At 72.0% G+C, this 13,432-nt stretch carries 15 protein-coding genes; 9 read left to right on the top strand and 6 right to left on the bottom strand.

The features are described 5' to 3' along the window. Both mpaB and ABT123_RS31715 read right to left on the bottom strand, forming a co-directional pair. Positions 1–1,086 (bottom strand): daptide biosynthesis RiPP recognition protein, encoded by a 1,086-nt coding sequence (gene mpaB / locus ABT123_RS31720; protein ID WP_351320987.1) that lies wholly within the window; start codon positions 1,084–1,086, stop codon positions 1–3. Between the two features lie 21 nt (positions 1,087–1,107). Continuing rightward, complete coding sequence (locus ABT123_RS31715) at positions 1,108–2,070, bottom strand: LLM class flavin-dependent oxidoreductase (protein WP_351320985.1); 963 nt, start codon at positions 2,068–2,070, stop codon at positions 1,108–1,110. A gap of 195 nt (positions 2,071–2,265) precedes the next feature. Between ABT123_RS31715 and ABT123_RS31710 the strand changes: the two genes are divergently transcribed. Genes ABT123_RS31710 through ABT123_RS31685 form a run of 6 tightly spaced genes read left to right on the top strand, consistent with a single transcriptional unit; the run spans position 2,266 to position 8,608 of the window. Further along, on the top strand, positions 2,266–3,315 hold the full coding sequence (locus ABT123_RS31710) for a glycosyltransferase (RefSeq protein ID WP_351320983.1): 1,050 nt from the start codon (positions 2,266–2,268) through the stop codon (positions 3,313–3,315). Beyond that, entirely contained in the window at positions 3,312–4,604 is a 1,293-nt protein-coding gene (locus ABT123_RS31705) for an NDP-hexose 2,3-dehydratase family protein (RefSeq protein WP_351320981.1), read from the top strand. The genes ABT123_RS31710 and ABT123_RS31705 overlap by 4 nt, the downstream gene beginning before the upstream one ends. Beyond that, positions 4,598–5,689 carry an NAD-dependent epimerase/dehydratase family protein gene (locus ABT123_RS31700; RefSeq protein WP_351320979.1) on the top strand — a complete coding sequence of 364 codons (1,092 nt, stop codon included), beginning with the start codon at positions 4,598–4,600 and terminating at the stop codon, positions 5,687–5,689. The genes ABT123_RS31705 and ABT123_RS31700 overlap by 7 nt, the downstream gene beginning before the upstream one ends. Next, positions 5,686–6,798: a DegT/DnrJ/EryC1/StrS family aminotransferase gene (locus ABT123_RS31695; RefSeq protein ID WP_351320977.1), complete on the top strand. Its 1,113-nt coding sequence runs from the start codon at positions 5,686–5,688 to the stop codon at positions 6,796–6,798. Before ABT123_RS31700 ends, ABT123_RS31695 begins: the two co-directional genes overlap by 4 nt. Further along, complete coding sequence (locus tag ABT123_RS31690; RefSeq protein ID WP_351320975.1) at positions 6,795–7,385, top strand: dTDP-4-dehydrorhamnose 3,5-epimerase family protein; 591 nt, start codon at positions 6,795–6,797, stop codon at positions 7,383–7,385. The genes ABT123_RS31695 and ABT123_RS31690 overlap by 4 nt, the downstream gene beginning before the upstream one ends. Then, the gene (locus ABT123_RS31685) at positions 7,382–8,608 is read left to right on the top strand and encodes a methyltransferase domain-containing protein (protein WP_351320973.1); all 1,227 of its coding nucleotides are present in this window, start codon (positions 7,382–7,384) and stop codon (positions 8,606–8,608) included. The genes ABT123_RS31690 and ABT123_RS31685 overlap by 4 nt, the downstream gene beginning before the upstream one ends. On the opposite strand, the gene ABT123_RS31680 is transcribed toward ABT123_RS31685, so the two are convergent. Further along, on the bottom strand, positions 8,605–9,216 hold the full coding sequence (locus ABT123_RS31680) for a TetR/AcrR family transcriptional regulator (protein WP_351320971.1): 612 nt from the start codon (positions 9,214–9,216) through the stop codon (positions 8,605–8,607). The two genes, ABT123_RS31685 and ABT123_RS31680, sit on opposite strands and share 4 nt — an antisense overlap. A gap of 108 nt (positions 9,217–9,324) precedes the next feature. On the opposite strand from ABT123_RS31680, the gene ABT123_RS31675 reads away from it, so the two are divergent. Continuing rightward, a complete protein-coding gene (locus ABT123_RS31675; RefSeq protein WP_351320969.1) occupies positions 9,325–10,263 on the top strand; it encodes an alpha/beta fold hydrolase in 939 nt (312 codons plus the stop codon). A gap of 126 nt (positions 10,264–10,389) precedes the next feature. After that, positions 10,390–10,641, top strand: coding sequence for a hypothetical protein (locus tag ABT123_RS31670; protein WP_351320967.1), 252 nt, complete (start codon positions 10,390–10,392; stop codon positions 10,639–10,641). Positions 10,642–10,741: 100 nt separating this feature from the next. Here ABT123_RS31670 and ABT123_RS31665 read toward each other — a convergent pair whose 3' ends face one another. The 3 genes from ABT123_RS31665 to ABT123_RS31655 form a co-directional block, all read right to left on the bottom strand. Further along, positions 10,742–11,224: a hypothetical protein gene (locus tag ABT123_RS31665; protein ID WP_351320965.1), complete on the bottom strand. Its 483-nt coding sequence runs from the start codon at positions 11,222–11,224 to the stop codon at positions 10,742–10,744. After that, a complete protein-coding gene (locus ABT123_RS31660) occupies positions 11,221–11,445 on the bottom strand; it encodes a hypothetical protein (protein WP_351320963.1) in 225 nt (74 codons plus the stop codon). Before ABT123_RS31660 ends, ABT123_RS31665 begins: the two co-directional genes overlap by 4 nt. Before the next feature lie 102 nt (positions 11,446–11,547). Then, positions 11,548–12,738 carry a helix-turn-helix domain-containing protein gene (locus tag ABT123_RS31655; protein WP_351320961.1) on the bottom strand — a complete coding sequence of 397 codons (1,191 nt, stop codon included), beginning with the start codon at positions 12,736–12,738 and terminating at the stop codon, positions 11,548–11,550. A gap of 159 nt (positions 12,739–12,897) precedes the next feature. On the opposite strand from ABT123_RS31655, the gene ABT123_RS31650 reads away from it, so the two are divergent. Next, complete coding sequence (locus ABT123_RS31650; RefSeq protein WP_351320959.1) at positions 12,898–13,341, top strand: GNAT family N-acetyltransferase; 444 nt, start codon at positions 12,898–12,900, stop codon at positions 13,339–13,341. Positions 13,342–13,432 lie beyond the last annotated feature (91 nt).

The raw sequence follows: 13,432 nt of genomic DNA, 5'->3' as shown, positions 1-13,432 counted from the left end.
TCACTTCCCCGCGCCGAGCAGTTCGCCGGAGCGCAGGGAGACACCGGCGGCGGCGAAGGAGGATTCGACCCGCGCCAGGGCGTCACGGTCGGCGTGGGCTGCGGCGGCGTCGAGGGAGCCGTGCACCAGCAGGGCCTCGGCGAGTTCACCGGCGGACCGGTTGATCCGGAAGGTCCGGCCGGAGGCGTGCAGGTACGCGGCCTCGTCGGTCCACAGCAGCAGCGGCAGCTCGGCGTCGGTGAGGTCGGCGGGGCTGGTGGGTTCGCCGGCTTCGCTCGTGGGCGCCAGGCGTCCCCCGAAGCCGGAGACCCGTATCTCGCCCAGACCGCGGGCACGGAGTTCCCGTACGGCGTTCAGCGCGGCCAGGTACCGGCCCAGCCAGGGGCGTGCCGCGAGCTCGGCGGCCCGCTCCGGCTCCGGCAGCACCTCGCCGAGGGAGACCGGACAGGGCTGGTCGCTCGTGGAGTTGAGGTATTCCCAGGCGGCGTGGACGGTGGCGAAGGAGTCGCCGAGCGTACCGATCCGGCTGCCGCCGGGGGAGACCGACAGCTCGCCCTCCGGGCCGACCCACAGCCGGGTGGCGGGGCCGTCGCCGGCCGGGCCGCCGCCCAGGGCGGAGAGGTCGGCGAGCTGCACCGCGGGGTCGGTGACGAAGGAAGCGAACTCGCCCTCGGCGCGGGCCCGGTCGGCGTCGGCGAGGAAGGCTTCAAAGTCGGCCTCCTCGGTGATCCGGATCAGGGTGGCGCCGATCACCGACATGTAGGCGGAGGTGGCGTAGTCCTGGGACTGGAGGAAGAAGTCGTCGTCGATGGAGAGGTCGCCGCCGGGTTCGCTCAGCGAGCCCTCGTACCCGACGACCAGCGGCGTGCCCTCGGTCTCCGGCGCTCCGGGGGAGAGGATGACCGAGTGCGGGCCGACCAGGTCCGAGCCGAGCAGCTGCGCCAGGTGGTCCGCGTTCTCCAGGACCACCGTGGCGGCGCCTGTGCCTGCGGCCGGTTCCCCGGCACGGCCGGGCAGTGCCCGGCCCACACCCCAGGACATCAGGTGCCGCTTGGCCACGGACATACGGTTACCGCTACCGTTCATGATTTCCACCCCCCTTACTGATTACTGAGAAACTGCCGAAAGAATGGTCTTGAGATCGTCCATGACGGCGTTCTGGCCATGGACATTGAAGACACCGGTCAGGTTGAGAATGATTTCCTCGACCCCGGCCTTCGTATAGGCGTCGAGCTGTTCGACGACCCGGTCGATATCGCCGTGCACGAATGCACCGCCCTCGATCATTCTCTTCGCCGCTGCCGGGAGTTCCAGTCCGGAAATGTCGATTCCGGCCTGCCGCAGCATGTCGATGTAATGCGGTGCCTTCATATGCGTCGCATTGCTGGCGATGACCATGTCCGACGGTTCCCGGCCCGGCCGGTCCAGCGCCACCGGGACGATGGCCGTCAGCCGCGGAGTGCCGCGTCCGGCGGTGCCGGCGCCCTCCCGCATGGCCGGAAGCACCGTGCCCTCCAGGTAATTGGCGGGCGTCAGCCAGGTGATGGCGGCGTCGGCGACCTCGCCGGCCAGCCGGGCCATCCCCGGCCGCAGCACTCCCAGACCGAGATCGATCCGGGGCGCCACCGCCGGGCCCATCCCGGCGTGGCAGGAGAAGTACTCGCCCTTCATGTCCATGACCTGCCCGGAGAGCAGGCCCCGCATGATGGTCAGGTACTCGCGGGCCGCCGTCAGCGGACTGGCGTACGGCTCGCCCATCAGACCGCGCTGGAAGGACTTGCCCCCCGGCCCGAAGCCCGCGACCACCGATTCCCCGGTGGTCAGGGCCAGCGACCGGACCTGGTGGGCGGCCTCGTACGGATGCCGCAGGGGCATCAGCGTGACGCCGATACCGGTGGGGATCCGGAAGCCGGCACCGGCCGCGGAGGCGAATCCCTGGAAGGGCTCCACCAGCATGGCCTGTCCCTGCCACAGCCGGTGGGCATCGGTCCATTCCACCAGGGCTGCGTACGGCAGCAGCTGTTCCGGCCGGCGAGGCAGGAACGGCATGAGTACCGAATACGCGGTCATGTTCTCACTCCGTTTGCGTTTCCCGACCTCTCGGCCGGACAACAGCAAATCTACGGACCTGCCGAGGACTGCACACCCGCCACAAGGAGAGTCCTTTCCGGCCCCTCCCCCGTCCCGGGACGGGGGAGTTCGGTCCGGTGCAATACTCCGTCGCACCTGACCTTGGAAAGGTCGCGCTTGGAAAGGCCACACCACATGCCACCGCGCATCACCGTCATTTGCCCCACGTACAACCGCAGTAAGGCAATCCTTTCGACGCTGGAATCCGTGCGGGCGCAGCGCATGCGCGACTGGGAACTGCTGGTGGTGTCCGACGCGAGCGACGACGACACGGACGCCGTGGTCGCCGGGGCGGCTGCGCAGGACTCCCGGATCCGGCTGCTGCGCACCCGGCGGTTCGGCTCCCAGTCCGGTCCGACGAACATCGCCCTGGACGAGGCGCGCGGCGAGTTCATCGCCTACCTCGACCACGACGACCACTGGGAGCCCGGCCATCTCGCCGGGATGTGGGAGGCGTTCGAGGACGGGGCCCGCTGGGTGGCCACCCGGGCCCGGAAGATGACCGGGGCGGGCACGGTGACGAACACCGCCCACCCGCTCTCCCTGGTCTGGCACCCCGAAATCCAGCTGATGAGCCCGCTGTTCGAGAACTCGTGCGCCGGCCATGTGGCCGGGCTGGCCCAGCAGGTGGGCGGCTGGCGGGAGTCCCCGGTCGGGCTGGAGGACTGGGACCTGTGGCTGCGGTTCGCCGACGCGGGCGAGCGCTGCACCACCCTGCTGGACCGTACGGTCACCCTGCTCGACGACCCGCGCACTCGGACGCACAGCCTGGAGCGGCAGTTCAGCCAGGAGATCGCCCGGTTCGAGACCCCGCGGGAGGCCCGGGCCGCCTACCGGGCGCTCTCCGACGCCCGGCTCCGGGACCGCGAACTCGCCGCCACCCGCCTGGACCTGCTGGAGTGGTACGGCCGACTGGCCGAGCGCGGCGAACTGGTACTGCCCCGCGGCTGGCAGGGCGGCACGGGCGCGCTCGAGGCCGCTGTCGAGGACGCGCTGGCGGTCGGCGGCACCGTGTGGAAGGGCCTGGCGATCGTGGACCGGGAGACCCATGTGTCCCTGTGCGTACCGCTGTCGACCATGACCGCCGGGCACGCCGAGCGCTACACCCGCCACTTCCGGACCGCCATGCGGCACCAGATGGCCTTCCTGGAGGACGTGCTGCCGGCCGGGAGCGTGCTGCGGTGAGCGCCGGCGTCCCGTACTGGGTGGCCGAGGTCCGGGAGCGGATATGGACCCGCGCCGAACGGGTCCCGCTGGAGGCCCTGGCCGACTGGGACACCGATCCGGCGGCGGGCGCCCTCCGGCACCGCAGCGGGCGGTTCTTCTCCGTCGAGGGGCTCGGCGTACGGCTGCCCGGCCACCCGGTGCCGCACTGGCAGCAGCCCATCATCAACCAGCCGGAGACCGGCCTGCTGGGCCTGCTGACCGCCCGCTTCGACGGGGTGCCGCATGCCCTGATCCAGCTGAAACCGGAACCGGGCAACTGGGGTGGGCTCCAGCTCTCCCCGACCGTGCAGGCCACCCGCAGCAACTACACCGGCGTACACCGGGGCGCCCAAGTCCCTTACCTTGAACAGTTCTTGGGGGCGAGCCAGGAGCGGGTGGTGGCCGACCTCCGGCTGTCCGAGCACGGCTCCTGGTTCCTGGCCAAGCGCAACCGGAACATGGTTGTGGAGGCTGGGCCGGCCGGTCCGGCTGTGGCGGCGGAGCCGGCCCCCGGCTTCCGCTGGCTGTCCTTCGCCGAACTGCGCCGGCTGCTGGCTGTGGACGACCTGGTGAACATGGACACCCGGTCCGTGCTGGCCTGCCTGCCCGGCGGGACGGCGGAGCCGGGGCCCGCGGTGCACCGCACCGAGGAGATCCTCGGGTGGATCACCGGGGCCCGGTCCCGGGCGGGCCTGCGGGAGCGGCTGCCGCTGGACCGGCTGGCCGGCTGGCGGTGGGCCGACGGCCGGATCGGCCATGACAGCGGCCGGTTCTTCGAGGTGATCGGGGTCCGGGTGGAGGCCGCGGGCCGCGAGGTGGGCGGCTGGGACCAGCCGATGATCGCCCCCCGCCACACCGGGATCCTGGCCTTCCTGCTGACCCGCATCGACGGCGTCCCGCACGTGCTGGTGCAGTTGCGGGCGGAGGCCGGTGCGCCGGCCGGCCCGGAGCTCGCCCCGACCGTGCAGTGCACCCCGGAGAACTACGACCTGCTGCCGGCCGCCGCCCGGCCCGCCTTCCTGGCCGAGGTGCTGGGCGCGGCGCCGGACGCGGTCCGGTTCGACACGGTCCTCTCCGACGAGGGCGGACGCTTCCACCACTCGCGCAGCCGGCACATGATCGTCGAGCTCGATCCGGCCGCCGAGCGCCCGGAGCATCCGGACTACCGCTGGGTGACCCCCGGGCAGCTGCGGGAACTGCTGCACCTGGGCCCGTACGTGAACATGCAGACCCGTTCCCTGCTCGCCTGCCTGGACGCCGCATGCTGATCACTGTGCTCGGCGCGTCCGGGTTCATCGGATCGGCCGTGACCGCCGAACTCGCCCTCCATGGTGCCCGGTTGCGGACCGTATCCCGCCGTCCGGCCCTCGAGGTCCCGGGCGCGGAGCACCGTATCGCCGATGTCACCGAGCCCGGCCGCCTGGCCGAGGCCGTCGCCGGATCCGATGCGGTGATCCACCTGGTCGCCGAGCTGTCCGGGACCGGGACGGCGAACTGGCGGGCCGCCGGTGACGGCCCGGCCGCCCGCCTGATGGAAGATCTGGTCGGCGCGTTGGCCGACGGGCGCGCCGGGCGCGGTGGCACCGGCCGCCGCACCGAGGCCGGCCCGCGCGCCAAGGCCGACGGGGGCAGCGGTGCCGGCGGGCGCGCCGAGGACGGCCGGCCCGGCGCTGTCGGCTGCCACGGCGCTGCCGGCCGGCCCGGCGGGCCGCCGCCCGTGGTGCTGTTCGCCTCCACCGTCCCGCCGTGCGGGCCCGGCGCCCCGACCCCGTACGAGCGCGGGAAGCGGGCCGCCGAGCAGGTCCTGGAGCGGGCCACCGCGCGCGGTGCCGTCCGCGGGATCAGCCTGCGGCTGCCCACCGTCTACGGCCCGGCGACGACCGGCGCTGGCGCTGCCGACCGCGGAGTCGTCTCGGCCATGGCCCGGCGGGCCGCGGCCGGCGACCCGATCACCCTCTGGCACGACGGCACGGTCCGCCGCGACCTGCTGTACGTCCGGGACGCCGCCGCCGCCTTCGCCGCGGCGCTCGGCCACGCCGACGCCCTGGCCGGCACCCACTGGGACGTCGGCACCGGCGACAGCCTCCCGCTGGGCGAGGTCTTCCACGCCCTGGCCGGCGTGGTGGCCGCCCGGACCGGCCGGCCGCCGGTGCCGGTGCTCCGCGTCGAGGCGCCCCCGTACGCCGCCGCCGCCGACTTCCGGGACGTCACCGCCGACCCGGCCCCCTTCCGCACCGCCACCGGCTGGGCCCCGCGGGTCCCGCTGCCGGAAGGCCTCGCCCGTACCGCCGCCGCCCTGACCGGCGGCACCCCTGGAATCCCTGGAAACCCTGGAAAGGACGACCGCGCATGACCACCTACGTCTGGGACTACCTCCGGGAGTACGAGGCCGAACGCGAGGACATCCTCGACGCCGTCGAGACCGTGTTCTCCTCCGGGCAGCTCGTCCTCGGCGCGAGCGTGCAGGGTTTCGAGGCGGAGTTCGCCGCCTACCACGGTGCCGCGCACTGCGTGGGCGTGGACAACGGCACCAACGCGATCAAACTCGCCCTGCAGGCCCTCGGCATCGGCCCGGGTGACGAGGTGATCACCGTCTCCAACACGGCCGCGCCGACGGTGCTGGCCATCGACGCGGTCGGCGCCGTCCCCGTGTTCGTCGACGTCCGCGAGGAGGACTTCCTCATGGACACCGGCCGGATCGAGGCCGCGCTCACCGACCGGACCCGCTGCCTGCTGCCCGTCCACCTCTACGGGCAGTGCGTGGACATGGACGCCATCGGCCGGCTGGCCGCCGAGCACGGCCTGGCCGTCCTGGAGGACTGCGCCCAGGCCCATGGCGCCCGCCACCGCGGCCGGCCCGCGGGCACCATGGGCGATGCCGCCGCGTTCTCCTTCTACCCGACCAAGGTGCTGGGCGCGTACGGCGACGGCGGTGCGGTCCTCACCTCCGACCCGGAGATCGACCGGCGGCTGCGCCGGCTGCGCTACTACGGCATGGAGGAGCGGTACTACGTCGTCGAGACCCCCGGCCACAACAGCCGGCTCGACGAACTCCAGGCCGAGATCCTGCGCCGCAAGCTGGGCCGGCTGGACGCGTACGTGGCGGGCCGCCGGGCCGTCGCCCGCCGGTACGAGGAGGGCCTGGCCGGGACCGGCCTGGTGCTGCCGCGGACCGTGCCGGGCAACGAGCACGCGTACTACGTCTACGTGGTGCGGCACCCGCGCCGGGCGGAGATCATGGCGGCGCTGAAGGACCGCGGGATCTCCCTCAACATCAGCTACCCGTGGCCGGTGCACACCATGTCCGGCTTCGCGCACCTCGGCTACCGGACCGGCGCGCTGCCCGTGACGGAAGCCCTGGCCGGGGAGATCTTCTCGCTGCCGATGTACCCGTCGCTGCCGCCGGAGCTCCAGGACTACGTCATCGAGGCACTGCGCGAGGTTCTGGAGGTGCTCGCGTGAAGGCGCGCGAACTGGCGGTGCCCGGCGCAGTTGTGTTCACCCCGGAACTGCACCGGGACGACCGCGGGCTGTTCGTCTCCACCTACGAGGAGCGGGAGTTCCGCCCGCTCTTCCCGGTCCGGCAGGCCAGCCAGAGCGTCTCGCGGCGCGGGGTGGTCCGGGGCGTGCACTACACGGCAGTGTCCCCGGGCACGGAGAAGTACGTCCACTGCCCGCGCGGCGCGGCCCTGGACTTCGTGGTGGACCTGAGGGTGGGCTCCCCGGCCTTCGGCACCTGGGACTCGGTGCTGCTGGACGGGGAGAGCTTCCGCTCGGTGTACCTCCCGCCCGGGGTCGGGCACGCCTTCGTGGCCCTGGAAGACCACACCGTCATGTCCTACCTGCTGTCCACGGGCTACGTCGCCGAGCACGAGCTCGCCGTGTCCGTGCTGGATCCGGCGCTCGGGCTGCCGATCCCCGCAGACCTCACCCCGGTCCTCTCGGACCGGGACCGGCGGGCGGTCACCCTCGCCCAAGCGGCCGACCGCGGCCTGCTCCCCACCTACATCCCCGCCCCCGTACCCGCGATCCTTCAGGAGACCCGATGACCACCACCGCTCGCTGCCGTGTCTGCGCCGGACCGCTGACCGAGTTCCTCGATCTGGGCGCCCAGCCCAATTCCGATGCCTTCCCGCGTCCCGGCGAGACGGACGGGGAGTTCTTCTTCCGGCTGGCGGTGGGCCTGTGCGGGGAGTGCACGATGGTGCAGCTGATGGAGGAGGTCCCGCGGGAGCGGATGTTCCACGAGGACTACCCGTACCACTCCTCCGGTTCGACGGTGATGCGCGGGCACTTCGAGGACACGGCGCGGCAGCTGCTGGCCGACCACGCAGCCGGCCCGGACGCCTTCGTGGTGGAACTCGGCTGCAACGACGGGGTGATGCTGGCGACCGTGGCCGCAGCCGGGGTCCGGCACTTGGGCGTCGACCCGTCGGCGGGGGTGGCGGACCGGGCGCGGGAGAAGGGCGTCCGGGTCCGGACGGCCTTCTTCGAGGAGTCCACGGCCCGCGAGATCGCCGCCGAGGAGGGCCGGGCGGACGTGGTCTACGCGGCCAACACCCTGTGCCACATCCCCTACCTGGAGTCGGTCTTCCGCGGGCTGGACGCGCTGCTGAAGCCGACGGGGGTGTTCGTCTTCGAGGACCCGTACCTGGGCGAGATCGTGGAGCGCACCTCCTTCGACCAGATCTACGACGAGCACTTCTACTTCTTCACGGCCCGCTCGGTACGCAACCTGGCCCGCCGGCACGGCTTCGAGCTGGTGGACGTGGTCCGGCTGCCGGTGCACGGCGGCGAGGTCCGCTACACCCTGGCCCGCCAGGGCGCCCAGGTCCCGTCGGCGGCGGTGGCCGCGCTGCTGGCGGAGGAGGAGGCGGCGGCACTGGCCGAGCCGGCCACCCTGGAGCGGTTCGCGGCCGGGGTGCGGCGGACCCGTGAGGAGCTGACGGAGCTGTTGGGCCGGCTGCGGGCGGAGGGCCGCCGGGTGGTGGCGTACGGGGCGACGGCGAAGAGTGCGACGGTCGCCAACTACTGCGGCATCGGCCCGGAGCTGATCGAGTTCGTCTGCGACACCACCCCGGCCAAGCAGGGCCGCCTCACTCCGGGTTCCCACATCCCGGTCCGCCCGGCGGAGTCCTTCGCCGCCCCGTACCCGGACTACGCGCTGCTGTTCGCGTGGAACCACGCGGAGGAAATCATGGCGAAGGAACAGGAGTTCCGCACGGCCGGCGGCCGGTGGATCCTCTACACCCCGCAGGTCCAGGTCCTCTAGGCCTCGGGGGCGGTGAAGAACCGGTCCAGGTGGTAGCGGAGCACATCGAGGGCGGCGGCCGGTGTCCGCTGCCCCACCAGGATGCTGGTGCCCATGGTCGCGGTCATGGCGAGCAGGCTGATCGCCTCGGTGCGCGCGTCCGCCGCGGGATCGGCCAGCCCGGCCTCCTGGGCCTGCCGGAGCAGGCCGGCCAGGGCGTCCTCCGCCGCATCGGGGTTGTCGATGAACGGCTGGGCGGCCAGCGCCTCGTCGGTCACGGACAGGACGGCGTACGAGGAGTAGAGGAGGTGGAAGGTGCGGCTCTCCTCGTCGGTGGGGAGGGACGAGCCGAGCAGCGCCTCGGCGGTTGCGCGCGGGCCGGGGGCCGGGCCGGCGGCGCTCAGGCGGGCGCCGACGCGGGCGGTGAAGCGGTCGGTGAGGTGCTGGAGCCCGTAGAGGAGCAGCTTCTCCTTGGTCTGGAAGTAGTACTGCACGAGCCGGAGCGAGACGCCCGCCTCGGCGGCGACATCGCGCATCCCGACCGCGTGCAGTCCGCGCCGCCCGGCGACCCGGACAAGCGCCTCGGCGATCTGGGCGCGCCGCTCCTCGTGATCCACAAGCTTGGGCATGTCCCTCCACACTCTCCCTCCGCCCCCCGGATTCTTCATGATACCGCCGTACCACCATCATGATACGGTCGTACCACAAAGAACGGATGCTCATTCCGGAGGTGCCCCGTGCCCGAGAACACGCCCCGATCTCGCCCGCGCCGCGACATCGGCCGCTACGTCAACGACACCCTGCGCGACCGGTACTTCGCCGCCTGCGACGTGCTCTACGCGATGGGCGCGCCCATCCGCTCCGAGACGGACGTGGAGACGAGCTTCGGCACCACGCACGTCTACCGCTACGGCCCCACGGACCCCGCCGCCGAGTCCCGCACGCCGGTCGTCCTGATCCACGGTTCGGGCGGCTGCTCCGCCCAGTGGTACCCCAACACCCACGCGCTCAGCGCCGATCGCCCCGTGTACGCGCTCGACACCCCCGGCGACCCCGGCCGCAGCATCCACCGCGAACCGATGTGGCAGCCCGAGCGGGCCGCCCAGTGGATGGACGAGGCGCTCGAGGCCCTCGGCCTCGACCGGGTGCACCTGGTCGGCTCCTCCTACGGCGGCTGGCTGGTACTCAACCAGGCACACCGGCGCCCCGGCCGGCTCGCCTCGGTCACCCTGCTCGACCCCGGTGGCCTGGAGAAGGTCGGCCTGCGCTTCTTCGTCTGGATCTTCGCGAGCCTCTTCGCCACCTTCGCCCCCAAGGCGCTGCGCCCGCGCCTCGCCGCCTGGCTGGAGCAGCCGGTCCTGGTCGTTCCCGAGCTGCGTACGTGGATCCAGGCGGGGGTCAGGGCCTTCCGGATCCGCCGCCCCGCGCCCCTGCCCCTGGCCGAGGACGAGCTGCGCTCCATCCGCACCCCGCTCTACCTGGTCATGGGCAAGCGCAGCCTGCTCGTGCACCCGAAGCGGCAGCTGGAGCGGGTGCCGCGGCTGATCCCGGGGGCCCGCGCCGAGATCGTCGCCGCAACGGGCCACGGCCCGCAGCTCGACCACCCCGAGCTGGTCAACGCCCGCATGCTGAGCTTCATGGAGGACACCGACACCCTCGACCCGGCCAAGGCTTAGAGCATGTCTCCTTGATCCGCCATGGGCATTGGAGTGAACGTCCGTTTCCAGTCTCGTCCGCGCATGGTTGAACCAGCCGACGCGCGGATCGACCAGCGCGTCCTTCCGATGATTCTTAGGGGAGTCATGCGCATTCGTTCTGCTGTCACCGCGTCCGTCCTCGCCGCCGGCATCCTGTTCGGCGGCGCCGGTGCCGCTCTGGCGGACGGCGTCGAGATCGACGACTTCGCCGGTGGCCACAAGGCTCACTCGTCGAAGTGCACCTCCTTCGCAGCGGTGCCCCACAACCTCCCGTCCTTCGCCGGCCCGGTCTACAGCTCCTCCTGCCTCGAGGAAGGCGAGAAGGAGTGGGTGCAGGGCTCCCACCTGGGCGCCTGACCCGGAACGGTCCCGCGGGGGCGGACCGACTGCAACGTCGGTCCGCCCCCTGCGGCGTTCCCGCTCGGATGCAGGACGAATCCTTGGGGGTCACGGCACTCTAGTAGGGCAGCAGGGTGCGGACATGCTCCAGGAGGTCCAGGGCCATGGGGGCGAGCCGGGCGGCATAGTCCCAGCCTTCCGGGGCGCCCAGATCCGGCGGATCCTCCGTGGCGGCGGCATCCCAGGCGGCGATGCTCTTGGCCGTGGCGGCCGGCAGCTCGTCCAGGTCCCGGAGCCGGCGAGCGAGGATGCCGCCGGTCGCGTGGACGCCCCTCGCGGTGGCGCCGCCGATGAGATGGTCGGTGGCCCGGGCGGGCGTGGGGTTCATGGACCGGCGGAGATCCCTGTCCATGCGGTCGAGTTCGTCGGCGAGGATCTGCCGGACCACCGCCTCGACGTCATCGGCCGGCAGGGGAGGGCACGGCCCCCGGTGCACGTGCCGGTCCGGCCGGGCTCCGGATGCCGAGTGGGTGGGGAGCGTCTCGCATACGACGCTGCGGATCGTCTGGTTGCAGCGCGCACAGATCCGGACGGCGGTCACGCGGCGGCCACGATGTTGTCGGGGGAGGTCGTCCACTCGATCCCGTTGTCGCCGCGGATCCACGCGAGCTTCACAACGCGGCGCTGACCGCCGGGACGTCCGGCGACTGCCTCCCGGACCACGGCGGTGAGGATGCCCGACTGGCCCGACGCAATGTCGGTTACGCGTTGGCTCAGAAGCGCATGTTCGAGCTCGCAATACGGGTCTACGGGGGTGTCCATGCCGGTGCTCCCTGCGCTTGTCAGCGGATGGTGAGACCAGGGTGGGGGCACAACAAGGCCCCGACTATCCGGAGTTTCGGATAGTCGGGGCCAAGTGTTCGCTCAGTGTGATGCGCCCAGCCAGGAGCCGTAGGACAGGAAAGAGTCCGGGAGCCGGCGGCGCGCCGCCTCAAGCCCGGCATACGTCTCGCGGACAGTCTGGTGATACCGAGCCTGCTGTGGCGCGGCCTTCCGCGCACGCAACAGGTTTTGGAACGAAGCGTCGAAGTCCCCCGTCCACATCTGTGCCCGGGCAAGCTCGGCGTAGTGGTGCGATCTACGGGACTTCGGCCAGTCCGCCGGGACACTCACCCCCCGTCCGGTCTGAGCGGCCTCCCCGTACTCGTCCAGCTCGGCCAGCACGCTGACCCGGTGCACCTTGACGTTCGTCGGGCCGAATGCCAGGTGGTGCACGGTGACCGCCTCGCCCGTCGTGCCGGCGATCCGCTCGGCCTCCACGAGATGCCCCTCCGCGAGACCGGCGTTCTTCGACCGGCCGGCCATCACCGCAGCGCCGAGGTGCAGCTGCCCGGTGACGACCTCCCGCTCCCGGGACGGGTCGGCCTGCTCCAGCGTTCGGAGGCCGAGCGCGACGAGCCGCTCCCCGGTCCGGTACTCGCCGTCGCGGAGGTAGGTGAGCGCGCGCATGTACCGGTACATGCCGCCGAACACGGCGTCGGAACCGCGCTCAGCCGCCCAGTCCATGCGGGCCAGGGCCAGCGCAGCAAGGTCGAAGTAGCCCAGCTTCGACGCGACGTCGTAGGCGGTCCGGTACAGGCTGGCCAGCAGCAGCCACCCGTCCCGGCCGGGCGCCAGGTGCGCGGCTGTAGTGGACTCCTGCATCAGCGCAGGCAGTTGGCCGGCCACCTGCTTGATCTCGCCTGCGCGGACAGCCACGAGCAGGGCCTCGGCATCGTCGGCGAGGAGCTGGTGCGCCCGCGGGGTGACCTCGGGGTCCGCGCCCAGGTCGTAGACGTCCAGCGCCTCGCGGATGGGCCGGATCAGGACGTCCAGCTCGTCCGCACGAAGCTCGGTGACGTATGGCTGGCCGGTGACCGTGGCGACATCGACACGGAGGGCACGGGCGAGGCAGCCGATGACGTACGGCGTGGCAGCGGTGACGCCTTGTTCGACCTTTGTGAGGGTGCTGTAGGGGACCGTTGAAAGGTCGGCCAACGCCCTTTGGGTGAGGTGGCGTTCGAGGCGCAGCCGCTTGATGCGTGTGCCGGTGTGGTCATGAGGGAGAGCATGCATACTGACTCCAGTTCTGACTCGACACCAGAACAGTAGCTGGACGCGACCAGCCGCCGGTGCCGCGCTTGGACGCACCTTGGGGACCTGCCAGGGCGGTGGAGCAGCAGGTGCGGGCGCTGCGGGAAGTGCTGGCGCTGCCCGCGGGCGAGAGGGGCAGCCGTGCTGATCGAGCAGGCGACCGAGGCGGACGTTGAGGTGATCTCCGAGATGCTCGGAGAGATCGAGGCGTACTACGGCGGAGACCCCGTACCCGGCAACCCCGCCCGGATTCGGACGGCCCTGTTCGGCGCCCGGCCGGCGGCCACCGTGCTGCTTGCCCGTGACGGTGAGCAGGTGGTCGGCCTCGCGAGCTACACGTTCCTGTGGCCGGCCGCCGGCGCGGACAGCAGCCTGTACCTGAAGGAGCTGTTCGTACGCGAGACCGCGCGACGTCAAGGTGTGGCAGGCGCGTTGATGCGAGCACTCCGGGCAGTCGCCGACAAGGCCGGATGTTCGCGCGTGGAGTGGACGGCGGACCGCGCCAACCCGGCTGCGCTTGCCTTCTACGAGGCGCTCGGCGCCGTCCCTCAGGACGGGAAGGTCTTCTACCGGGCGGAGAGCTAGTCTTCTGAGTCGGGAATTCTGTTCAGATATGAGGCGAGGCGTTCGAGGATCTCGTCCGCGGTCCTGGTCCAGACGTAGGGCCTGGGGTCGG

It is taken from the genome of Streptomyces sp. NPDC002054 (genome assembly GCF_040296685.1).
Lineage (GTDB): Bacteria > Actinomycetota > Actinomycetes > Streptomycetales > Streptomycetaceae > Streptomyces.
The sequence above is the reverse complement of the archived record's forward strand: the minus strand, read 5'-3'. Positions and strand labels throughout refer to the sequence as shown.